General features: G+C 59.6%; 23 protein-coding genes. 10 read left to right on the plus strand and 13 right to left on the minus strand.

What is annotated here, in order from left to right; translation table 11 throughout:
- Positions 1-246: 246 nt before the first annotated feature.
- The gene (gene tyrS, locus HBN98_RS09570) at positions 247-1,446 is read right to left on the minus strand and encodes a tyrosine--tRNA ligase (protein ID WP_083367772.1); all 1,200 of its coding nucleotides are present in this window, start codon (positions 1,444-1,446) and stop codon (positions 247-249) included.
- A gap of 212 nt (positions 1,447-1,658) precedes the next feature.
- On the opposite strand from tyrS, the gene HBN98_RS09575 reads away from it, so the two are divergent.
- A complete protein-coding gene (locus HBN98_RS09575; protein WP_083367771.1) occupies positions 1,659-3,083 on the plus strand; it encodes a peptidoglycan DD-metalloendopeptidase family protein in 1,425 nt (474 codons plus the stop codon).
- A gap of 3 nt (positions 3,084-3,086) precedes the next feature.
- The gene (locus tag HBN98_RS09580) at positions 3,087-4,178 is read left to right on the plus strand and encodes an anhydro-N-acetylmuramic acid kinase (RefSeq protein WP_083367770.1); all 1,092 of its coding nucleotides are present in this window, start codon (positions 3,087-3,089) and stop codon (positions 4,176-4,178) included.
- Between the two features lie 72 nt (positions 4,179-4,250).
- On the opposite strand, the gene erpA is transcribed toward HBN98_RS09580, so the two are convergent.
- A complete protein-coding gene (gene erpA, locus HBN98_RS09585) occupies positions 4,251-4,601 on the minus strand; it encodes an iron-sulfur cluster insertion protein ErpA (protein WP_003228776.1) in 351 nt (116 codons plus the stop codon).
- Positions 4,602-4,769: 168 nt separating this feature from the next.
- Positions 4,770-5,804 carry an N-acetyl-gamma-glutamyl-phosphate reductase gene (gene argC / locus HBN98_RS09590; protein WP_064589472.1) on the minus strand — a complete coding sequence of 345 codons (1,035 nt, stop codon included), beginning with the start codon at positions 5,802-5,804 and terminating at the stop codon, positions 4,770-4,772.
- Between the two features lie 134 nt (positions 5,805-5,938).
- Between argC and hemJ the strand changes: the two genes are divergently transcribed.
- The 6 genes from hemJ (at position 5,939) to coq7 (ending at position 10,515) form a co-directional block, all read left to right on the plus strand.
- Complete coding sequence (gene hemJ, locus HBN98_RS09595) at positions 5,939-6,367, plus strand: protoporphyrinogen oxidase HemJ (RefSeq protein WP_083367769.1); 429 nt, start codon at positions 5,939-5,941, stop codon at positions 6,365-6,367.
- Between the two features lie 33 nt (positions 6,368-6,400).
- Complete coding sequence (locus HBN98_RS09600; protein ID WP_083367768.1) at positions 6,401-7,369, plus strand: NAD(P)H-dependent flavin oxidoreductase; 969 nt, start codon at positions 6,401-6,403, stop codon at positions 7,367-7,369.
- Between the two features lie 77 nt (positions 7,370-7,446).
- Positions 7,447-8,397: a DUF805 domain-containing protein gene (locus HBN98_RS09605; protein WP_083367767.1), complete on the plus strand. Its 951-nt coding sequence runs from the start codon at positions 7,447-7,449 to the stop codon at positions 8,395-8,397.
- A 61-nt stretch (positions 8,398-8,458) separates the two neighbouring features.
- Positions 8,459-9,247, plus strand: coding sequence for an SDR family NAD(P)-dependent oxidoreductase (locus HBN98_RS09610; protein ID WP_064589476.1), 789 nt, complete (start codon positions 8,459-8,461; stop codon positions 9,245-9,247).
- A gap of 80 nt (positions 9,248-9,327) precedes the next feature.
- Complete coding sequence (locus HBN98_RS09615) at positions 9,328-9,666, plus strand: histidine triad nucleotide-binding protein (RefSeq protein WP_003228789.1); 339 nt, start codon at positions 9,328-9,330, stop codon at positions 9,664-9,666.
- 201 nt (positions 9,667-9,867) lie between these two features.
- A complete protein-coding gene (coq7, locus tag HBN98_RS09620; RefSeq protein WP_083367766.1) occupies positions 9,868-10,515 on the plus strand; it encodes a 2-polyprenyl-3-methyl-6-methoxy-1,4-benzoquinone monooxygenase in 648 nt (215 codons plus the stop codon).
- Between the two features lie 112 nt (positions 10,516-10,627).
- Here the strand turns inward: coq7 and speD are convergent, their stop codons facing one another.
- Entirely contained in the window at positions 10,628-11,422 is a 795-nt protein-coding gene (gene speD / locus HBN98_RS09625) for an adenosylmethionine decarboxylase (RefSeq protein ID WP_027610737.1), read from the minus strand.
- Between the two features lie 237 nt (positions 11,423-11,659).
- Positions 11,660-12,082, minus strand: coding sequence for an OsmC family protein (locus HBN98_RS09630; RefSeq protein WP_003228794.1), 423 nt, complete (start codon positions 12,080-12,082; stop codon positions 11,660-11,662).
- Positions 12,083-12,319: 237 nt separating this feature from the next.
- Between HBN98_RS09630 and crp the strand changes: the two genes are divergently transcribed.
- Positions 12,320-12,964, plus strand: a complete 645-nt coding sequence (gene crp / locus HBN98_RS09635) for a cAMP-activated global transcriptional regulator CRP (protein WP_007966430.1) — start codon at positions 12,320-12,322, stop codon at positions 12,962-12,964.
- A 10-nt stretch (positions 12,965-12,974) separates the two neighbouring features.
- On the opposite strand, the gene HBN98_RS09640 is transcribed toward crp, so the two are convergent.
- The 4 genes from HBN98_RS09640 to HBN98_RS09655 form a co-directional block, all read right to left on the minus strand.
- Positions 12,975-13,676, minus strand: coding sequence for a lipoate--protein ligase family protein (locus tag HBN98_RS09640; protein WP_083367765.1), 702 nt, complete (start codon positions 13,674-13,676; stop codon positions 12,975-12,977).
- Between the two features lie 151 nt (positions 13,677-13,827).
- The gene (trpC, locus tag HBN98_RS09645) at positions 13,828-14,667 is read right to left on the minus strand and encodes an indole-3-glycerol phosphate synthase TrpC (RefSeq protein ID WP_083367764.1); all 840 of its coding nucleotides are present in this window, start codon (positions 14,665-14,667) and stop codon (positions 13,828-13,830) included.
- Positions 14,664-15,713 (minus strand): anthranilate phosphoribosyltransferase, encoded by a 1,050-nt coding sequence (trpD, locus tag HBN98_RS09650; RefSeq protein ID WP_083367763.1) that lies wholly within the window; start codon positions 15,711-15,713, stop codon positions 14,664-14,666. The genes trpC and trpD overlap by 4 nt, the downstream gene beginning before the upstream one ends.
- A 9-nt stretch (positions 15,714-15,722) precedes the next feature.
- Positions 15,723-16,316, minus strand: a complete 594-nt coding sequence (locus tag HBN98_RS09655) for an aminodeoxychorismate/anthranilate synthase component II (RefSeq protein WP_064589481.1) — start codon at positions 16,314-16,316, stop codon at positions 15,723-15,725.
- A 408-nt stretch (positions 16,317-16,724) separates the two neighbouring features.
- On the opposite strand from HBN98_RS09655, the gene estP reads away from it, so the two are divergent.
- Positions 16,725-18,635, plus strand: coding sequence for an esterase EstP (gene estP / locus HBN98_RS09660; protein ID WP_064589482.1), 1,911 nt, complete (start codon positions 16,725-16,727; stop codon positions 18,633-18,635).
- Between the two features lie 171 nt (positions 18,636-18,806).
- Here estP and trpE read toward each other — a convergent pair whose 3' ends face one another.
- The 4 genes from trpE to HBN98_RS09680 form a co-directional block, all read right to left on the minus strand.
- Positions 18,807-20,288 (minus strand): anthranilate synthase component I, encoded by a 1,482-nt coding sequence (gene trpE / locus HBN98_RS09665; protein ID WP_083367762.1) that lies wholly within the window; start codon positions 20,286-20,288, stop codon positions 18,807-18,809.
- A gap of 70 nt (positions 20,289-20,358) precedes the next feature.
- Complete coding sequence (locus HBN98_RS09670; protein WP_064589484.1) at positions 20,359-21,177, minus strand: phosphoglycolate phosphatase; 819 nt, start codon at positions 21,175-21,177, stop codon at positions 20,359-20,361.
- Positions 21,174-21,848 carry a ribulose-phosphate 3-epimerase gene (rpe, locus tag HBN98_RS09675; RefSeq protein ID WP_003228808.1) on the minus strand — a complete coding sequence of 225 codons (675 nt, stop codon included), beginning with the start codon at positions 21,846-21,848 and terminating at the stop codon, positions 21,174-21,176. The genes HBN98_RS09670 and rpe overlap by 4 nt, the downstream gene beginning before the upstream one ends.
- Positions 21,849-21,928: 80 nt before the next feature.
- Entirely contained in the window at positions 21,929-23,077 is a 1,149-nt protein-coding gene (locus tag HBN98_RS09680) for an iron-containing alcohol dehydrogenase (protein WP_083367761.1), read from the minus strand.
- Positions 23,078-23,133 lie beyond the last annotated feature (56 nt).

Raw genomic sequence — 23,133 nt, forward strand, 5'->3', positions numbered from 1 at the left:
ATTCTACAGCGTTACACGCTGCTGTCAACACCTCTTTTTCTCCGCTTTCGACCGAGAAGATCGAACCGTTAAAAGAGCCAAACATCACCACTCTTTCAACTCCTTCCAGGCTTCGATGAACTGAAGCCAGTCACTGTCGAAAACTGCGCAACTCATTGAATTTCAAGGAGTTTTCCGTTTCGACTGCGCCGGAAGTGGGGCGAATTATAGACCTCTGGAATTCGCCGTCAACCCCTATTTCTAAATTTATTCAGATTTCAATGTAATACGTGCAAATGCCTTCTTGCCCGCCTGGCAAACATGGATCGCACCCACTACATATATAAAGGAGCGATCAACCACCTCACCATCAACACGCACACCACCAGAAGCCAACAGATCGCGAGCCGCCGCCGAGTTCTTCACCAGGCCTGCCTTATTAAGGACAGCAGCAATCGGCATATCTTCAGCGGAAGTCAGTTCGATCTCTGGCAGATCATCCGGCAGCTCGCCATCTTTCATGCGGTTGCCCGCAGCACGATGAGCATTGGCTGCCGCTTCCTCACCATGGAAACGCGCCACAATTTCTTCCGCCAGCTTGATCTTGATGTCGCGCGGGTTAGCCCCTGCTTCTACATCTGCGCGGAAAGCATTGATCTCATCCATCGAGCGGAAGCTGAGCAGTTCGAAGTAACGCCACATCAACGCATCCGGAATCGAAACCAGTTTGCCGTACATCACACCCGGCGCTTCCTGAATACCGACGTAGTTGCCCAACGACTTGGACATCTTCTTCACGCCATCCAGACCTTCAAGCAACGGCATGGTCAGAATGCATTGAGCCTCCTGACCATAACCACGTTGCAGCTCACGCCCCATCAACAGGTTGAACTTCTGGTCGGTACCACCCAACTCGACGTCCGCGCGCAGAGCAACCGAGTCATACCCCTGAACCAGCGGATAGAGGAACTCATGGATAGCGATTGGCTGATTAGTGGTGTAGCGCTTGTCGAAGTCATCACGCTCGAGCATGCGAGCGACGGTGTACTGCGAAGTCAGACGAATGAAATCCGCCGGCCCCATCTGATCCATCCAGGTGGAGTTGAACGCCACTTCGGTCTTGGCCGGATCAAGAATCTTGAATACCTGAGACTTATAAGTCTCGGCATTTTCCAGAACCTGCTCGCGAGTCAACGGAGGGCGAGTAGCGCTCTTGCCACTCGGGTCACCGATCATCCCGGTGAAGTCACCAATAAGGAAGATCACCTGATGCCCCAGCTCCTGGAACTGGCGCAGCTTATTAATAAGCACGGTGTGACCCAAGTGCAGATCCGGAGCGGTTGGGTCGAAACCAGCCTTGATACGCAGCGGCTGGCCGCGCTTGAGCTTCTCGATCAGCTCGGACTCGACCAATAGTTCTTCCGCACCACGTTTAATCAGCGCTAGCTGCTCTTCAACCGACTTCATAACAGACCCGCAAGGCTCAGATTCAAAGGGAACCAACCATACAAGATCGTGCACCAATTACAAGTTTTGCCCGGCGCACGGACACCAATCTGCAGACAGGCTGTCTGTAGACTTGCTTCGGGGATGATTTGGTTATATTTTATACAGTTATTTCATCTTCATCATGTCATTCATCTTTTCCAATTCATCTTTTTTCAAAGTCAAAATTACTTATGACCACTGAACCGTCTAAAGCGCCACCGCTTTACCCGAAGACCCACCTGCTCGCCGCAAGTGGAATCGCCGCCCTTCTCAGCCTGGCGCTCCTGGTATTCCCTTCCAGTGATGTTGAAGCCAAAAAGACGACCCTGAGCCTTGAACTGGAAAGTCCTGCTGAACAACTGACACAAGATCAAGACGCCGCTGACGCAGTTCAAGCCACAAATGAGCCCGTCGCCTCGCCATTTGCCCAGATCGAAAACACAGAAGAAAACACCCCGCAAACTGCTGAAACCGCGCCTGCACCGGCTCCGGTTGTCGAAAAACCAAAGGCCCCCGGCCATCGGGAAGTGATCGTTGCCAAAGGCGACACGCTGTCCACCCTGTTTGAAAAGGTTGGCCTGCCTGCCGCTGCCGTGCACGAAGTACTGGCCAGCGACAAACAAGCCAAACAGTTCAGCCAGCTCAAGCACGGCCAGAAACTTGAATTCGAACTCAACCCGCAAGGCCAACTGACCAGTCTGCACAGCAAGGTCAGCGACGTCGAAACCATCACCCTGACCAAGAATGACAAGGGTTATGCGTTCAACCGGGTCACTGCGAAGCCTACCGTTCGCACCGCTTACGTCCACGGCGTCATCAATAGCTCGCTGTCACAATCCGCCGCACGCGCCGGCCTCTCCCATAGCCTGACCATGGATATGGCCAGCGTCTTCGGCTACGACGTCGATTTCGCCCAGGACATTCGCCAGGGTGACGAATTCGACGTGATCTACGAGCAGAAAGTGGTCAACGGCAAGGCCGTCGGCACAGGTCCTATCCTGTCTGCGCGCTTCACCAACCGCGGCAAGACTTACACCGCCGTGCGCTACACCAACAAGCAAGGCAACAGCAGCTATTACACTGCCGACGGCAACAGCATGCGCAAGGCGTTCATCCGCACGCCGGTTGACTTTGCCCGCATCAGCTCGAAGTTCTCCATGGGCCGCAAACACCCGATCCTCAACAAGATCCGCGCCCACAAAGGCGTCGATTACGCGGCGCCACGCGGTACACCGATCAAGGCTGCTGGCGACGGAAAAGTACTGCTGGCCGGTCGCCGCGGTGGCTACGGCAACACCGTGATCATTCAACACGGCAATACCTACCGTACGCTCTACGGGCACATGCAGGGCTTCGCCAAAGGTGTGAAGACCGGCGGTACCGTCAAGCAGGGTCAGGTGATCGGTTATATCGGCACCACCGGCCTGTCCACCGGCCCGCACTTGCACTATGAGTTCCAGGTCAACGGCGTCCACGTCGATCCACTGGGCCAGAAGCTGCCGATGGCCGACCCGATCGCCAAGTCCGAACGCGCACGCTTCCTTGCCCAGAGCCAGCCGTTGATGGCGCGCATGGACCAAGAGAAGGCCACCATGCTGGCTTCGAGCAAGCGTTAAGCCATGACCCTCTATATCGGTGTGATGTCCGGAACCAGCCTCGATGGACTGGACATCGCGCTGATCGAGCAGACCCAGGCAATCAAGCTGATCGCCACACACTACATCCCCATGCCTGACTCCCTGCGCGCCGAGCTGTTGAGCTTGTGCGCCAGCGGCCCTGACGAAATTGCCCGCTCGGCGGTTGCCCAGCAACACTGGGTGAAGCTCGCCGCGCAGGGGATCCATACCCTCCTCGACCAGCAGCAGCTCAAGCCCGAAGCCATTCGCGCCATTGGCAGCCATGGGCAAACCATTCGCCATGAACCCGCACGCGGGTTCACCGTACAGATCGGCAATCCTGCGCTACTTACGGAGCTGACCGGCATCACCGTTGTCAGTGACTTCCGCAGCCGCGATGTGGCCGCAGGTGGTCAGGGCGCCCCGCTGGTGCCGGCCTTCCACGAGGCGTTGTTCGAAGAGCGTACCGGCAATCGTGCGGTGCTGAATGTCGGTGGTTTCAGCAATCTCAGTCTGATTGAGCCGACACGGCCTGTAGCCGGTTTCGACTGCGGCCCTGGGAATGTGCTGATGGATGCCTGGATTCACCAGCAACGCGGCGAGAACTACGATCGCAATGGCCAATGGGCAGCCACCGGCAATGTCGAGCCCGCCTTGCTGAATGCGCTGCTCAGCGACCCGTTCTTCGTGACCAAAGGCCCGAAAAGCACGGGCCGGGAAGTGTTCAACCTGCCTTGGCTGGAACAGCACCTCTCAAGACTGCCGACCTTTGCCGCTGAAAACGTCCAGGCGACGCTGCTGGAGCTGACGGCACTGACCATCGTCGAGTCGCTGCAAAGCGCTCAAGCAGATACCCGCGAGATGCTGGTCTGCGGCGGCGGCGCACACAATGCCACACTGATGAAACGCCTCGCGGATCTGCTGCCCAATGCGGTCGTTGCCAGCACTGCGAGCCACGGCGTCGATCCGGACTGGGTCGAGGCCATGGCCTTCGCCTGGCTGGCCCATTGCTGTCTGGAAGGCGTTGCCGCCAATCGACCGAGTGTCACGGGCGCCAAAGGTCTGCGCGTACTCGGCGCCATCTATCCCAACTGAAAATTCAGACAACAAAAAACGCCGCAGAACCTTAGGGCTCTGCGGCGTTTTATTGTGTGCAGCGCAGTGCGATCAGATCGAGAACGAAGAACCGCAACCACAGGTCGTGGTGGCGTTCGGGTTCTTGATCACGAAGCGCGAACCTTCCAGACCTTCCTGGTAGTCGACTTCGGCACCGGCCAGGTACTGGAAGCTCATCGGATCAACCACCAGGCTCACGCCTTCGCGCTCGACGATGGTGTCGTCCTCGGCCACATCTTCATCGAAGGTGAAACCGTACTGAAACCCTGAACAACCGCCGCCCGTAACGAATACGCGCAGCTTCAAGCGATCATTCCCCTCTTCATCGACCAGGCTCTTCACCTTGTGCGCAGCACCTTGGGTGAATTGCAAAGCCGTGGGGGTGAAGGATTCGACGCTCATGCTGACTATCTCCCGGCGTTACGCCGCCATAATGCGTGATGACGCGCATTATCCGCTTGTCCTAGAAAATCGGTCAACTATTGTTACGGTATATCAATAAACCCGACCAACTGCCCAGAATGCAAAAAGGCCCGTCTGACGGGCCTTTTTGCTGTGTTGCCGAACGTGTTACGGCAGCATACCAGCGTGGGACAAACCGAAGCGCTCGTCCAGCCCGAACAGGATGTTCATGTTCTGCACAGCCTGACCCGACGCACCTTTGACCAGATTGTCGATCACCGACAACACCACCACCAGATCGCCATCCTGCGGACGGTGCACGGCGATGCGGCAGACGTTGGCGCCGCGCACACTGCGTGTTTCCGGATGGCTGCCGGCCGGCATCACATCGACGAACGGCTCGTTGGCATAACGCTTTTCGAACAGCGCCTGCAGATCCACCGAGCGATCAACCACGGTCGCGTAGAGCGTGGAGTGAATGCCACGGATCATCGGCGTCAGGTGCGGAACGAAGGTCAGGCCGACGTCCTTGCCGGCGGCGCGACGCAGGCCTTGGCGAATTTCCGGCAGGTGACGGTGACCTTTCACCGCGTAAGCCTTCATGCTTTCCGACGTCTCGGAGTACAGCGAACCTACCGCTGCACCACGGCCGGCACCGCTGACACCGGATTTGCAGTCGGCGATCAGACGCGAAGTATCGGCCAGACCCGCTTCCAGCAGCGGCAGGAAACCCAGTTGTGTCGCGGTTGGATAGCAACCTGGAACGGCGATCAGGCGCGCCTTCTTGATCTGCTCGCGATTGACTTCGGGCAAACCGTAGACCGCTTCGTCCAGCAACGCCGGTGCGCCGTGCGGCTGGCCATACCACTTGGCCCACTCTTCAGCGTCTTGCAGACGGAAGTCCGCCGACAGATCGATGACCTTGGTGCCGGCTGCCAGCAGTTCACCGGCCAGAGCATGGGCGACGCCGTGCGGGGTGGCGAAAAACACCACGTCGCAAGCACCCAGGGTCTTGATGTCCGGCACGCTGAACGCCAGGCCGTCATAGTGGCCGCGCAGGTTCGGGTACATATCAGCCACGGCCAGACCGGCCTCGGATCGGGAAGTGATCACCACCACTTCTGCCTGCGGATGCTGTGCCAACAGACGCAGCAGTTCGACACCGGTGTAACCCGTGCCGCCGACAATACCGACCTTGACCATAAACCTGCCCTCAACGAACCCACTGGAAAGCCGTCGATAATAGGGGCCGCGCGCGTCTGCGACAACCATCAAGGTGACGTGCGGACGCTCAAGCCTCTACTATCCCGGCTACCGTGAACCTGGGAATAACTAAAATGCTCTATCTATGGATCAAAGCGTTGCATATCGTCAGCGTCGTGTGCTGGTTTGCCGGGCTGTTCTACTTGCCGAGGCTGTTCGTTTACCACGCGCAAAGCGAAGACGCGATCAGCAAAGAACGCTTCAGCATCATGGAACGCAAGCTGTACCGCGGCATCATGGGCCCGGCGATGATCGCCACGCTGATCTTCGGCGGCTGGCTGATCTACCTCAATCCGGGCATCTTCAGCATGGGCGGCTGGATCCATGCCAAGCTGACGCTGGTGGTCTTGCTGATCGGCTATCACCACATGTGCGGCGCGCAGGTAAAACGCTTCGCCCGTGGCGAGAACACCCGCAGCCATGTCTTTTATCGCTGGTTCAATGAAGTACCGGTTCTGATATTGCTGGCTATCGTAATTCTGGTGGTGGTCAAGCCGTTCTAACTTCAACAGACACCACACTTCGGGGGATTTCCAATGTCGCTGCCCGCTCTGCTCGAACAACGTCTGCGCCTGCCCGTCGTGGCGGCGCCGATGTTCCTGATATCCAACCCGGAGCTGGTGCTCGCCTGCTGTCGCAACGGCGTGGTCGGCAGCTTTCCGGCCCTGAACCAACGCGAAAGCAGCGGTTTCAAAGCCTGGCTGGAGCAGATCGAAGCGGGACTGGCGACGCTGGACAACCCGGCGCCGTATGCCGTGAACCTGATCGTTCACAACAGCAACCCGCGCCTGCAGGCGGACCTGAACATTTGTGTCGAGCACAAGGTGCCGATTGTCATCACCAGCCTCGGCGCGGTGAAGGAACTGGTCGACGCAGTTCACAGCTACGGTGGCCTGGTATTTCACGATGTGACCACCCGCCGCCATGCCGAGAAAGCGGCCGAGGCCGGTGTCGACGGTTTGATTGCCGTCGCGGCCGGTGCCGGCGGCCATGCCGGAACCTGGAGTCCGTTTGCGCTGATCGCCGAGATACGTGAGTTCTTCGATAAAACCCTGCTGCTTGCAGGATGTCTTAACCACGGCCATGAGATTCTCGCCGCACAGCTGCTTGGCGCGGATTTGGCCTACTTCGGTACGCGATTTATCGGCACCACTGAAAGCCATGCGCCTGACGCTTACAAGCAGATGCTGCTGACGGCCAAAGCAGCGGACATCATTCATACTCCTGCGGTCTCTGGGGTACCGGCCAGTTTCATGCGCCAAAGCCTGGAGGCGGCGGGTTTCGACATGGCTGCACTGCAAGGCAAAGGTGAGGTCAACTTCGGTGACAAGCTCAAGCCCATCAATGATGAAGCCAAGGCCTGGAAGACCGTTTGGTCTGCCGGCCAGGGCGTAGGGCAAATCGATGATCTGCCGAGCGTGGATCAGTTGATCGCCCGGCTCGACGCGGAATACCGTCAGGCCCAGGAACGCGCAGCGCAGTTGCCGAAACGCTGGCCGCGCTGAGAAAAACCCGGCCAGTTACCGTCCGACTGGCCTTACAATTCGACCTTCAATTCATTCGCGACAAGGATGCCTCGGCCATGAGCGAACCCCGTTACAAGATCGTTTTCGACGGTGCTCTACAGCCCGGTGTCGATCTCACCACCGCCAAGCTCAATCTGGCGGCCCTGTTCAAGAGCGATGTCGCCGGCATCGAGCGCCTGTTCAACGGCAATACCATCGCTCTCAAGCGCGACCTGTCCCACAGTGATGCGCAGACCTATCTGCAAGCGCTGAGCAAGACCGGAATCGACGCGCGAATCGAAACCGAAACGGCGATCGAGTTGAATCTGGCCGACGTGCACGAACACCCGTCCACCGTTGCAGAGCCGGACTCCCCTTACGCACCACCACGCGCCGATGTTGGCGAGAGCCTGCCGCCATTCGCCGTACTAAAGCCTTTCAGTGTCGAAGGACGGATCGGTCGCCTGCGCTTCCTTGCCTGGACGATGGTGCTGAGCCTGGTCACCCTGCCGATCGTTGGCGTATTCGCCCTGATCGGTCTCGGTCTGGTCAGCGGCGACACGACCACAGGCCTGATCATCGGCGGCATTTTTGCGTTCTTCCTGTTCCTTGGTTTCATCATTGTCAGCATCCTGTTCAGCGTGCAGCGCCTGCACGACATCGGCTGGTCCGGCTGGCTGTGGTTGCTGAATCTGGTGCCCTTCGTGGGCAGCTTCTTCCCGCTGGTGATCATGGTCATGCCGGGCAACACCGGTGCCAACCGCTACGGTCCCCCGCCGCCGCCCAACAGCACCGCGGTCAAGGTGTTGTGCTCGCTGTGGATCGTGTTCTTTGCACTGGTATTTGCCGGCGGCATGCTGGGCGGCATCTCGGCCATTCAGCAGGAATACGAAAGCAACCTCGAGAGCAGCTATGAAAGCGGCTCGGTCACCACCGATGAAGTCGAGGTCGAGACCGCACCCGCGGCGAATTCGGTGGATGATGCAGCCGAAGCGGCCCCGGCCCCTGTAGACTCTGCGAAAGAATGAACAACGCTCCCCGCCGTGACACCTGCGTCGCTGGCGCGGAGCTGTTGCGATGGAGAATTGCATGACCCGTTACGCTCTGATCACTGGCGCTTCCAGCGGCATCGGCCTGGCCATGGCCGAAGCGCTGGCCCGGCGCGGCCGCAGCCTGATTCTGGTGGCCCGACAGCGTGATCAGCTGGAAAGTATCGCGATCGAACTGACCCAGCGCTTTGGCGTGGAAGTCTTGTTCCGTGCCTGCGACCTCGGCGAGCCTTTGCGCCTGTCCGGTTTCCTGCTGGAGCTGGAAGAAGGCGATCGACAGATCGACCTGTTGGTCAACTGCGCCGGCATCGGCACCTGCGGCCCGTTTCTGGCTCAGGACTGGATGACCGAGCAGGACCTGATCGAAGTGAACATCCTCGCCCTTACCCGCCTGTGCCACGCCATCGGCAACAGCATGGCACTGCAGGGCGGCGGGCAGATTCTCAACGTGGCCTCGGTGGCGGCGTTCAATCCCGGTCCGTGGATGAGCACCTACTACGCCAGCAAGGCTTACGTCTTGCACTTCTCCGAAGCCCTGCGGGTTGAACTCAAGCAGAGCGCGGTCAAGGTGTCGGTGCTCTGCCCCGGCCCGACCCGCACCGCGTTTTTCCGTACCGCGCAGCTCAACGACGACAAACTCAAAGACAGCAAGCTGCTGATGAGTCCCGAGGAAGTCGCGCTGTACACCGTGCGTGCGCTGGAGAAAAACCGCGCAATCATCATTCCGGGACGGCGCAACCGCTGGTTCGCCTTCCTGCCGCGCCTTGGTTCGCGCTGGCTCAATCGCACTATCGTCGGCATGGTCAACAAGGCTTACTGCCCGCGCTGAACTGTCCTACGGCAAAACACTGGGCGGGGTCATTTCCCATGAGTACACTCAGGCCAGCCCACACCACGGAGAAAACAGCAGTGGATACTCTGTTCACCAAGATCATCAACCGGGAGATTCCGGCCAAGATCATCTACGAGGACGACCAGGTTCTGGCGTTCCACGATATCGCCCCTCAGGCACCGGTGCATTTTCTGGTCATCCCGAAGAAACCGGTGCGCACCCTCAATGACCTGACCGAAGACGACAAGGCACTGGCCGGGCACATTCTGTTCACTGCCCAGCGGCTGGCGCTGGAGCTGGGCTGCGAAGAAGGCTTCCGGGTGGTGATGAACTGCAATGAGAAGGGTGGGCAGACCGTCTATCACATTCATATGCATGTACTGGGTCAGCGCCAGATGAACTGGCCGCCGGGCTGATACCCAGCAAACCCGTGTAGGAGCTGCCGAAGGCTGCGATCTTTTGATCTTGATCCTGAAAAAACAAGATCAAAAGATCGCAGCCTTCGGCAGCTCCTACATACAGCAAATCAAGCGCAACACAGCAGCAAATGACCCAGCGCAAACCTTCCCCGGCCGATTCGGTTAAACTGATCGCCGAGATTTTTTCCGGAGGTCAGCATGACTACCCAACGTCACTACTCGCCGATTGACCGTCTTCTGCTGCAAGCCGATGCCGCGATGCGCACCCTGCTGCCCTTCAGCGGTCAGCCTTACCGTCCGTCGCCAGCGATCGTGCAGCCGGAAGCGCAGATGAGCGACGAGGAGACCCGCCACGTGGCCGGCCTGATGCGCATCAACCACACCGGTGAAGTCTGCGCCCAGGCGTTGTATCAGGGTCAGGCGCTGACCGCCAAATTGCCGCAGGTGCGTGCAGCCATGGAGCACGCCGCCGAAGAAGAAATCGATCATCTGGTGTGGTGCGAGCAGCGCATCCATCAACTGGGCAGCCACACCAGCGTGCTCAATCCGCTGTTCTACGGCATGTCGTTCGGCATCGGCGCGGTGGCCGGCCTGATCAGTGACAAGGTCAGTCTCGGTTTCGTCGCGGCCACCGAGCACCAGGTGTGCAAGCACTTGAACGAGCACCTGGAGCAATTGCCAGCCGAGGACGAGAAGTCCCGGGCGATTCTGCAGCAGATGCGCATTGATGAAGAACATCATGCAGAGAATGCACTGGATGCCGGCGGTTTCCGTTTTCCGGCGCCAGTGAAGTTCGGAATGAGTCTGTTGGCCAAGGTGATGACCAAGAGTACATATCGAATCTGAATGCTGTAGCGCTGCATAAACCCCCTTCACGAGCAGACTCGCTCCTACCGGGGGCATGCGGCAGACATTAAAAAAGGCGACCGAAGTCGCCTTTTTTTTGTGCCCGAAAATCTTACGCCGGCATGTTGCGCGCGTAGAAGATCTCCAGCATTTCGTGTTTCACACGCTCGGTCACCTGAGCACGCTGCTCCGAGGACAGATTGCTGGTGGCGTCGCCGAACAGGTAGTTATCCAGCTCGAAGTTCTTCAGCAGCATTTTGGTGTGGAACAGGTTTTCCTGATACACGTTCACGTCGGTCATCTGGTACGCGTCGCGGGTGTCTTCGGAAAGGTAGTTCTGGATCGAGTTGATCTCGTGATCGATGAAGTGCTTGTTGCCTTCAACGTCACGGGTGAAGCCGCGCACACGGTAATCCACAGTCACGATGTCCGAATCGAACTGATGAATGAGGAAGTTGAGCGCTTTAAGCGGTGAAATGACACCACAGGTCGACACGTCGATGTCCACACGGAACGTCGCAATACCGGCGTCCGGATGGATTTCCGGGTAGGTATGCACCGTTATGTGGCTCTTGTCGAGGTGGGCAAGGATGATTTCGGGCAATGGACCCGGAGACTCTTCGATCTGGCTGTCAGTCGGGGTCACCGGCTCTTCCGAGATCAGAATCGTGACGCTGGCACCCTGAGGCTCATAGTTCTGACTGGCAATGTTCAGAATGTTGGCACCAATGATTTCGACAACTTCCGTGAGGATCTGCGTCAGGCGTTCGGCGTTGTACTCTTGATTGATGTACTCGACGTAAGCCTGCTGGTCTTGCGGGGTTTCCGCGTAGCAGATGTCATAGATGTTGAAGCTCAAGGTCTTTGTCAGGTTATTGAACCCGTGGAGCTTGAGTTTGCTTTTCACCGTTAAAAACTCTCTATGTATGCGGCGCAGCCGCGTGATCAAGCATGCCCGTCAAGTGCGAACAACGCACCTGCGTAGGACGGTTAACACCTCTTCGCGATGGCGATTTTGGTTATCTGTTCAGGCGGATGACCCGTCGGCTGACCGATCACTGCCCTGAAAAAAGTGGCGCATTATGCAGACGTCAGCGAGGGATCGCCAGAGTCTGCACTGCTTTTATGATAGTTGAATGTCGGTTCAACCGAGTTCGACGATTTCATAATCGTGGGTGATTGCCACGCCGGCCGCGCCGAGCATGATCGAGGCCGAGCAATACTTCTCGGCAGACAGCTCGATGGCGCGTTTGACCTGGGCTTCTTTCAGGCCACGACCCTTGACCACGAAGTGCATGTGAATCTTGGTAAATACCTTCGGATCTTCGGTCGCACGCTCGGCTTCGAGGAACGCTTCGCAGCTTTCAACCGCCTGACGCGACTTCTTCAGGATGCTGACCACGTCGAAGTTGCTGCAACCGCCAACGCCCAGCAGGAGCATTTCCATCGGGCGAACACCCAGATTACGACCACCGGCGTCCGGCGGACCGTCCATGACCACGACATGACCGCTACCGGATTCGCCGAGGAACATGGCTTCGCCAGCCCATTGGATGCGTGCCTTCATCGCCAAGACTCCACTGTAGAAAAAAGGGTCGCCAGCTTAGCACAGGCCTTTGCTCCGACAGCGCGCGGCATTCCTAGGACGGATGCCTTTACTGCGTAGGTAATTTCTCGAATTTGCGACGAAGTGTCTGGTAAGCTGGCGCCAATTCGCTGGCGCCAATTGTCAGCCTGTAGCGACCGCCTTCAACGCCTCATAAAAAAATCAAACATCACCGTGCAGTCTTTTCGGGATACAACCATGGTTGCTATTACCCCCACACCCAAAATCAAGAACCTCGACAAGCTGTTGATGCATTGCCAGCGCCGTCGCCATGCGGCCAAGAGCAACATCATCTGCGCGGGCGATCGCTCGGACACGCTGTACTTCATCATCAAAGGTTCGGTCACCATCCTGATCGAGGATGACGACGGTCGCGAAATGATCATCGCCTACCTCAATGCCGGGGATTTCTTCGGTGAGCTGGGTCTGTTTGAGCAGGCGGGACAGGAACAGCAACGCAGTGCCTGGGTGCGGGCCAAGGTCGAATGCGAGATCGCGGAAATCAGCTACGTGAAGTTCCGCGAATTGTCGCAGCAGGATCCAGACATTCTTTACGTCCTCAGCGGACAAATCGCACAACGCCTGCGCAATACCACGCGCAAGGTCGGCGACCTGGCGTTTTTCGACGTCACGGGGCGCGTGGCGCGCTGCCTGCTGGAGCTGTGCAAGCAGCCCGACGCCATGACGCATCCGGACGGCATGCAGATCAAGGTGACCCGTCAGGAAATCGGGCGGATCGTTGGTTGTTCGCGGGAGATGGTCGGTCGCGTGCTCAAGGATCTTGAAGAACGCAACCTGGTCGATGTGAAAGGCAAGACCATGGTGGTCTTCGGCACCCGCTAAGCGCGCAACGTCAGGCGCTATAGACCTGCGCCAGCATCAAACGAAACAGTTCATCCAGACGCGCCAAGGCATGTGGCGCGGCGAATTTCTCGTGCAGGGCAATATGGCTTTCAGCCCGCACCCGCTGCTCAAGGCCACAAGCCTCATTGAAGCGATTGACTGCCGCGACCATAGACTCGCGCTCGTTATCCATGAGCATCGCCCCGTGCACCAGACCCACCGGACGCTGACCGCCCTGACTCTGGCGCCAGCGCTGGGCCGTGCCGACCATCTTGCGCCCGTCGAGATTGACGTTGAAACGACCGTCGCAGAACGCACCGTCGATTTCACCCAGGGACGACTGACCACCCAGCTCATCCAGCAATTCGCAGATCGGATCACACAATCGCCGGTAACCGGTTTCGATGCGGTTCAGATCGCCTTCGCTGCGGGGCGGAGCGTAGACCAACGCGATGTTGATGGTGGATGCGGATTGCGGGACGGGTTCGCCACCGGTTTCACGCAGCAGCACCGGCCAGCCGGCAGCGGCAGAAACGTCGCAGGCGTGGTCGAAACCGGGAAGACGATTGAGGCGGCGTGGCATGACCAGGGCGCGATCGCTGGGCTGCCAGAAGAGAAGGCCGAATTCTGCGTCGCCGGCGCAGACAGAGGCGAGCAAGTCCTGTTCGGCTTGCAGGCCGGCTTCGATGGTCAGGGAGGTGGGCAGCGACATGGCGGGCTCCGGCAGATTTGGAATCTTTGGGGATTTCGAGGGCCTCATCGCGAGCAGGCTCACTCCTACAGGGGGAACGCATTCCAAGTGTAGGAGTGAGCCTGCTCCGGGCGGCGTTCCGACGATGGCGTCGACTCGGCCTGAAAGAATATCAGTCGAGGGTCGAACCGCTGACTACCGGACCACCGCGCTCCGGGAAGAATAACCGCTGCAGTTCGGTGCCCGGGCTTTCGGCGCGCATGAACGCCTCGCCCACCAGGAACGCGTAGACGTCGCTGATTTCCATCAACTCGACATCGGCGCGGTTGAGGATACCGCTCTCGGTGATCACCAGACGATCGCGTGGAATGCGCGGCAGCAGGTCGAGGGTGGTTTCCAGGCTGACATCGAAGGTGTGCAGGTTACGGTTGTTGACCCCGACCAATGGTGTGTCGAGGGTTTTCAATGCACGTTCCAGTTCATCGCCGTCGTGCACTTCCACCAGCACGTCGAGACCGACGCCTCTGGCAACCGAAGCCAGCTCGGCCATTTTCACGTCGTCCAGTGCGGAGACGATCAACAGCACACAGTCGGCGCCCAGCGCACGGGCTTCGACGATCTGGTACGGATCGATCATGAAGTCCTTGCGGATCACCGGCAGCTTGCACGCGGCGCGGGCCTGTTGCAGGTAAATGTCGGCGCCTTGGAAGTAATCGATGTCAGTCAGCACCGACAGGCAGGTCGCCCCGCCCTTCTCGTAGCTCTTGGCGATATCGGCAGGCACGAAGTGCTCGCGAATCACGCCTTTGCTCGGCGAGGCCTTCTTGATTTCGGCGATGACTGCGGGGTGTTTCGTCTTGGCTTGATCGATCAATGCCTTGGCAAAACCACGGGGTGCATCGGCCGCCTTGGCCAGACTTTCCAGCTCGCTCAGGCTGACGCGAGCGCTGCGCTCGGCGACTTCCTGAACCTTGCGGGCCAGAATGTTTTCCAGAACCGTCGGTACACTCATCCCTCATTCTCCACTTTGAATACCGCGGTAAAGGCACCCAACTCCTCGAGTTTTTCCCGAGCAAGACCGGTATGCAGGGCGTCGTGCGCAAGCGCCACGCCTTCTTTCAAACTCGTGGCCAGGTCAGCGGCGTACAGCGCTGCACCGGCATTGAGCACAATCATTTCAGCGGCTTTCTGGCCGTTTTCGGTTTTGCGCTTGCCCAGCGCATCGCGGATCAGCGCCAGCGACGCTTCCGGTCCTTCGACCGAGAGGCCGTGCAGGCTCTGGCTCTTCATGCCCAGATCTTCCGGCTCGACCCAGTACTCGCTGATCTCGTTGTTCTTCAGTTCGGCGACATACGTCGGCGCGGCCAGGCTGAACTCGTCCAGACCGTCCTTCGAATGCACCACCAACACGTGTTTGCTGCCCAGACGCTGCAAGACTTCGGCCAATGGCCGGCACAGGGCCTGGGTGAACACGCCCACCACCTGATGTTTCACACCGGCCGGATTCGTAAGCGGGCCGAGCATGTTGAACAGCGTACGCAGACCGAGATCGCGGCGCGGGCCGGCGGCGTACTTCATGGCTTTGTGATGGGTCTGGGCAAACATGAAACCGATGCCGACGTTGTCGATGCATCGGGCAACCTGAACCGGCGTCAGGTTCAGGTAGATGCCGGCGGCTTCCAGCAAGTCGGCGCTGCCGCTCTTGCCCGATACCGCACGGTTGCCGTGCTTGGCCACAGTGCAACCGGCTGCCGCGACGACAAACGAAGAGGCCGTCGACACGTTGAAGATGTTCGCGCCGTCACCGCCAGTCCCCACCACATCGACCACGCCGTCGAGGGTCTTGAGTTCGACCTGATCGGCCAGTTCGCGCATCACCGATACGGCGCCGACGATTTCATCGATGCTTTCGCTCTTCATGCGCATGGCCATCATGAACGCGCCGATCTGCGCATCTGTGCATTGGCCGGTCATGATTTCGCGCATCACGTCGCGCATTTCATCGGTGCTGAGGTCAAGGTGATCGACGATACGGCTCAGGGCTGTCTTGATATTCATGGGAAGTCCTTAGCGCGTGCCGCCGGTTTGTTTGAGGAAGTTGGCAAACAGTTCATGGCCCTGCTCGGTGAGGATCGATTCAGGGTGGAACTGTACGCCCTCAATGTTCAGGGTCTTGTGACGCAGGCCCATGATTTCGTCGACCGAGCCGTCATCGTGTTGCGTCCACGCGGTCAGCTCCAGGCACTCGGGCAAAGTATCGTGCTTGACGATCAGCGAGTGATAGCGGGTAACCGTCAGCGGATGATTCAAACCTTGGAAAACGCCCTTGTCCTCGTGGAATACCGGGCTAGTCTTACCGTGCATTACCTGACGGGCGCGCACCACATCGCCACCGAAGGCCTGACCGATGGACTGGTGACCCAGGCAAACGCCGAGGATCGGCAGTTTGCCGGCAAAGTGCTTGATCGCCTCGATGGAAATGCCGGCTTCACTCGGCGTGCACGGACCAGGGGAGACCACGATGCGCTCCGGGTTGAGCGCTTCGATTTCGGCGATGGTCAGCTCGTCGTTGCGCACCACCTTGACCTCGGCACCCAGCTCGCCGAGGTATTGCACAACGTTGTAAGTAAAGGAGTCGTAGTTGTCGATCATCAGCAACATGGCGTTTCGAACCTCTTGAATTCTGACTTGAAGACAGCCTTCAGATGACTTGCCCGCAGGGCGCTGCACGACGTCGGACGCGGGAATGCACGTCGGCACAGCGGCATTTCAAACGGGTAAGGAAGGCAAAGCGATACAGATCCGGCCGGGCCGGCAGAAAAGATTCAGGCGCGCCAACGCCAACGGGCGTGTGCCTTGATGACTTGATCCAGAAGTTTGCTGACGATCAACACGGGGAAGGTCTCGTTCATACGTTCTGGCACAGTAACTTAGCTGGGCGGAGCGTGCAATATGGCGGGGCCGGCAGGGGAACAAACTTTGCGGGGGTTCACGACCGATGGCAAAAGGCCGGGAGTTTTTGGTACTGTCGTTTCGTTCACCTACAACAATAAATAAACGGACTTGCTCATGATCAAACAGACGTTGTTTGTACCGCTCGCCGGATGCCTGCTCGCCATGGCATGTGCCCAGGCGTACGCAGCACCCGCGCCCTACTCCAATTTCATCGTGTTCGGCGACAGCCTGAACGATGCCGGGACCTTCAAGGACACCGGCGGTCCGGCCGGCGCCACGCAGCGCTACACCAACCGCACCGGCCCGTTGTACAAGGACGGTACCGGCGAGAACCGCGACCTCAACGCCACCCAGATCATCGGCGGCAAACTGGGCTTCAGCCCTGATCAGACCGCGTCTTCGTCCTCGGCCGTACGGGCTGGCGAAGGTCTGGCCGATGGCAATAACTGGGCGGTGGGCGGTTACCGTACCGACCAGATTCTCGACTCGATTACCACGCAGTCCGCCACCGGCGAACGCACCCGCAGCGGTTACCTGCCTTCGAACGGCTTCCGCGCCGACCCGAATGCGCTGTATTACCTGTCCGGAGGCGGTAACGACTTCCTCCAGGGCCGCGTGCTCAGTCTCGATCAGGCCAGTTCGGCGGCTGATCGCCTGGCTGACAGCGCACGTACGCTGCAAGGCGCCGGCGCCAAATACATCATGGTCTGGCTGCTGCCGGACATCGGCCTGACCCCGGCGATCAACGGCTCGCCGCTGCAGTCTTTCACCTCGCAACTCAGCGCTCGGTTCAACACCGAACTGGTCAGCCAGTTGCAGGGCATCAACGCCGAAATCATTCCGTTGAACATTCCGGTGCTGCTCAAAGAGGCCTTCGCCAATCCGGCACAGTTCGGCCTCGCAACCGACCAGAACCTGACCGCCACCTGCTTCAGCGGCAACAGTTGCACAGAGAACGCCAGATACGGCATCAACAGCGCCACCCCGGACCCGACCAAGCTGATCTACAACGACTCGGTGCACCCGACCGAAGCGGGTCAGCGCCTGATTGCCGATTACGCCTACTCGCTGCTGGCGGCCCCGTGGGAGCTGACCTTGCTCCCGGAAATGGCCCAAGGCTCATTGCGCGCGCACCAGGATGAACTGCGCAATCAATGGCTGGCCGACTGGGAAAACTGGCAGGGCATCGGCCAATGGCGCGCGATCGTCGCCGGTGGCGGTCAGCATCAGGACTTCGACGGCCAGCACAGCGCCGCCAGTGCCGATGGCAACGGCTATAACCTGAACATCGGCGGCAGCTATCGCGTCAACGAGGCCTGGCGTGTCGGCGTGGCCGCTGGTCTTTACCACCAGAAACTCGAAGCCGGCGACGCTGACTCGGAATACAAACTCAATTCCTACATGGGCACCGCGTTCGCTCAGTACCAGCAAAACCGCTGGTGGGGCGATCTGGCGATGACCGCCGGCAAACTCGACTACGACAGCCTCAAGCGCAAATTCCAGCTCGGGGTCAACGAGCGCGGGGAAAAAGGCGATACCGACGGCTACGTGCTGGCGATCAGTGGCCGCATCGGTTACGACATCGCGCAGCAGGCCAGCAGCCCGTGGCATCTGTCGCCGTTTGTCAGCGCCGACTTTGGCAAGACCGAAGTCGATGGTTACTCGGAAAAAGGCGCGGACTCGACGGCGCTGACCTTCGATGACCAGTCGCGCAACTCTCGGCGCCTGGGCGTGGGTATCCAGGGCAAGTACCAGATCACCGCGCAGACCGAAGTGTTCGGTGAATTCGCCCACGAGCGTGAGTACAACGATGACCGGCAAGACTTGACCATCAACCTCAACAGCCTGCCAGGCAACCGTTTCACCCTCGAAGGCTACGAGCCGCAGACCAACCTCAATCGCCTGAACCTGGGCGTGAGCCACAAGCTCACTCAGGACCTGGCCCTGCGCGCCAGCTACAACGTGCGCAAGGATGACGACTTTACCCAGCAAGGGGTTAACGTCGGGGTCAGTCTGGATTTCTGATTGGCGGGCATAAAAAACGCGGCACCCTTACAGGCGCCGCGTTTTTTTATGGCTGAACACAATCCAGTGCAGGAGCGAGCCCGCTCGCGATGGTGGTGTATCAGTCAACATCTACAGCGACTGACACGTCCTCTTCGCGAGCAGGCTCGCTCCTACAGGGGATAACGTGGATCAAATTTCCGGGGTTTGCTCGGCCAGGGCCACCGCGCGGAACATTGCGCGGCGCTTGTTCAGGGTTTCTTCCCATTCCAGCGCCGGCACCGAGTCGGCCACGATGCCGCCCCCGGCCTGCACGTGCAGTTCGCCGTTCTTGATCACCGCAGTACGAATCGCAATCGCGGTGTCCATGTTGCCGTTCCAGGCGAAGTAACCGACTGCGCCGCCATACACGCCACGTTTGACCGGTTCCAGCTCGTCGATGATTTCCATCGCGCGAATCTTCGGTGCGCCCGACAAGGTGCCCGCCGGCAGAATCGCCCGCAGTGCATCCATCGCCGTCAGCCCGGCCTTCAACTGGCCGGTCACGTTAGAGACGATGTGCATCACGTTGGAATAGCGCTCGATGACCATCTTCTCGGTGAGCTTCACCGAACCGATTTCCGAGACGCGCCCGGTGTCGTTGCGACCCAGATCGATCAGCATCAAGTGCTCGGCGATCTCTTTGTCGTCCGACAGCAGGTCTTCTTCCAGCGCCCGATCCGCTTCTTCGGTGGCGCCACGCGGACGCGTACCGGCAATCGGGCGCACGGTGATCAGGTTGTCTTCGACCCGCACCAGCACTTCCGGCGAACTGCCGACGACGTGGAAGTCGCCGAAGTTGAAGAAGTACATGTACGGCGTCGGGTTGAAGCAACGCAGGGCGCGGTACAGATCGATCGGCGCGGCCTTGAAGTCGATCGACATGCGCTGCGACGGCACGACCTGCATGCAGTCACCGGCCAGGATGTATTCCTTGATGGTGTCGACGGCTTTTTCGTAATCGTCCTGGGTGAAACTGGAGCGGAATACCGGGTCAGCCGCTTGCTGCTTGCTGAAATCCAGGCCACGGCGCGGGGTGATCGGCTGACGCAGTTTCTCCAGCAATCCCTGCAATTGCGCCTGACCTTGCTCGTAGGCATCAGCCTGCGAAGGATCGGCCAGGACGATCGCGTGCATCTTGCCGGCGAGGTTATCGAACACCACCACCGCATCGGACACCATCAGCAGAATGTCCGGTACGCCCAGCGGATCCGGGTTCGGGCACTTGCCCAGACGCTTTTCCACATAGCGCACGCAGTCATAACCGAAGTAACCGACCAGGCCACCGTTGAAACGCGGCAGACCGGCGATGGTCGGTACGTTGTAGCGGGCCTTGAAGGTTTCGACGAAGGCCAGCGGGTCTTCGACGTCATGGCTTTCGGTCTCGACGCCGTCGACAGTGATGCTTACGTGATGATCGTGAACCCGCAGCACGGTGCGGCAAGGCAGGCCGATGATCGAATAGCGGCCCCATTTCTCGCCGCCCTGCACCGATTCGAGCAGGTAGGAGTTGGGCTGGTCAGCCAGTTTCAGATAGATCGACAGCGGCGTGTCGAAGTCGGCCAGGGTTTCGCAGGCCAACGGAATGCGGTTGTAGCCGTCGGCGGCCAAGCGCAGGAATTCTTCGCGGATCATGAGGTGCCTCGTGGTGTGAGGTGCTGACAGTCAGGTATGCAAACGCGCCGGCATGCCGGCCAGGAACCAGTCAGGCGCGCCAACGCCAGCGGGCCAGAGCCTTGATGACTTTCATCCAGAGTTTGCGAGTGACCACCACGATGGCGTTTCCAGAATGGGATTGAGAAGCGTCGGGCAACGTTATCTCAGCGGCTGTACCGAGGCAACCGGGAATTAGCTGGCGCAGATCGTCGATCACCAGCGCCGGGGATTCCTCGGCAATCGGCCGGCCGTGGTTGTAGCCGTAGCTCAGCCCTACACATTTGACCCCCGCCGCTTTCGCCGCCAGCACATCGCTGCGCGAATCACCGACGAACAGCGATTGCGAGGCCGGGATATTGGCCATTTTCATCACGAAGAACAGCGCGGCCGGATCGGGTTTCTTCTGCGGCAAGGTATCGCCGCCGATGATCCACTTGAAGTAACGGCCAATCTTCATCTGATCCAGCAACGGCGCGACAAAACGCTCCGGCTTGTTGGTGATCAGCGCCATGGCCACGCCCTGCTTGTGCAGCCACTTGAGGGTGTCGCGCACGCCGGGATAAACCACGGTCAGCTCATGGCTGGCGCCGTAGGCGTCCATGAACACTTCCAGCGCGTGCTCGGCCTCGACGTCGTCCACCGCCGAATGATCGATGCCGCCGGCCAGCGCCCGGCGCACCAGCACCGGTGCGCCATTGCCGACCCACTCGCGCACCGACTCGATGCCGGCAGGCTTGCGGCCCAAGGAGAGCAGCATGGTGTCCACCGCCGCCGCCAGGTCGGGAACCGAGTCGATCAGCGTGCCATCCAGATCGAACATCACCAACCGTGGCAGTTGCCCCGGGAACAGCTGCTCAAAACCGCTCATGGGCGCGCCAGCGCCAGTTCGGAACGCATCTTGTCGATGACTTCCTGATAGTTCGGCGCATTGAAAATCGCCGAGCCGGCAACGAAGGTATCAGCGCCAGCGGCAGCGATTTCACGGATGTTGTTGACGTTGACGCCGCCGTCGATTTCCAGGCGAATGTCGCGGCCCGAGGCATCGATGATCGCCCGCGCTTCGCGCAGTTTGTCGAGGGTGCCGGGAATGAACTTCTGCCCGCCGAAGCCCGGGTTGACACTCATCAGCAAGACCATGTCGACCTTGTCGATCACGTACTTGAGCACGTCCAGCGGGGTCGCCGGGTTGAACACCAGGCCAGATTTGCAGCCGCCTTCACGGATCAGCTGCAGCGAACGATCGACGTGCAGCGTGGCTTCCGGGTGGAAGGTGATGTAGGTGGCGCCGGCCTCGATGAAGTCGCCGACGATGCGATCCACCGGGCTGACCATCAGGTGCGCGTCGATCGGCGCGGTGATGCCGTACTTGCGCAGTGCCGCGCAGACCATCGGACCGATGGTCAGGTTTGGCACGTAGTGGTTGTCCATGACATCGAAGTGAACGAAGTCCGCACCGGCGGCCAGAACGTTGTCCACTTCTTCGCCGAGGCGGGCGAAGTCGGCGGAGAGAATCGACGGAGCAATTACGAAGGGCTGCATGACGCACCTTTTCTGAGCTAAATCACGATGGCGCGCATTGTATACCTCAAGTTTCCGCGCGCGCACCGTGACCGCGATGATCAGTAGGCTGCGCGGTAGATCTTCTCGATATCGATGGCGCTGAGCTTGCGCGGGTTATTGCGCATCAAGCGCTCGATTCCCGCGGCCTCCACGGCCATGGCCGGGATCGCGTCTTCCGGTACACCGAAACTGCGCAGGCCGACGGGAATTTCCACCGCCACGCACAAGTCGGTCATCGCCTGCACGGCTTTGTCCGCCGCTTCGCTGGCACTCAGATGAGCGGTCTTCAGCCCCATGGCTTCGGCGATATCCTGCATGCGCTCGACGCAGGCCATCTTGTTCCAGGTCATGACATACGGCAGCAGCAAGGCATTGCTGACGCCGTGGGCGATGTTGAAACGTCCGCCCAGCGGATAGGCCAACGCATGCACCGCGCCGACCCCGGCATTGCCGAACGCCATGCCGGCCATCAGGCTGGCGGTGGCCATGTCTTCGCGGGCTTGCAGGTTGGCGCCGTTGGCGTAGGCCTTGGGCAACGACCTGGCGATCAGTTTGATCGCGCCGAGTGCCAGCGCGTCGGTAATCGGCGAAGCGTTGACCGACAGATAGGATTCGATGGCATGCACCAGCGCATCGACGCCACTGGCGGCAGTGACGCTGCGCGGACAGGTCAGGGTCATTTGCGGGCTGACCAGCGCGACGTCCGGTAACAGATAGTCGCTGACGATGCCTTTCTTCAGTTGCGCAACCTTGTCGGAAAGGATCGCCACGTTGGTCACTTCCGAACCGGTGCCGGCGGTGGTCGGGATGGCAATCAGCGGCGGGCCTTTGCGCGGCACTTGATCGACGCCGAACAGGTCCTCCAGCGCGCCGTGGTATCCGGCATATGCGGCGACACTCTTGGCGATGTCGATGGCACTGCCGCCACCCAAACCGATCAAGCCGTCATGCCCGCCTTCGCGATAGACGCGCATGCAGTCTTCGACGATGGCGATTTCCGGGTCCGGCAGCACCCGGTCGAAAATCTCGTAATCGCGCCCACCCAATTGGCACAGCGCCAGCTCGACGGTGCCGGACTTGACCAGCGCAGCGTCGGTGACGATCAGCGGGTTGTCGATATCCAGGCGCGTGAGTTCCGCCGCCAGTTGCTCGATGGCCCCGGCGCCGGTGATCAGTTTGTGAGCGATTTTGAACTGAGACAGACTCATCGTGCGCAGCCTCTTATAGATGTGGGAGCTGGGCACAAGATTAGCTGGGGATTTGG

This window comes from Pseudomonas koreensis (assembly GCF_012986595.1).
Classification (GTDB): Bacteria; Pseudomonadota; Gammaproteobacteria; order Pseudomonadales; family Pseudomonadaceae; genus Aquipseudomonas; species Aquipseudomonas koreensis.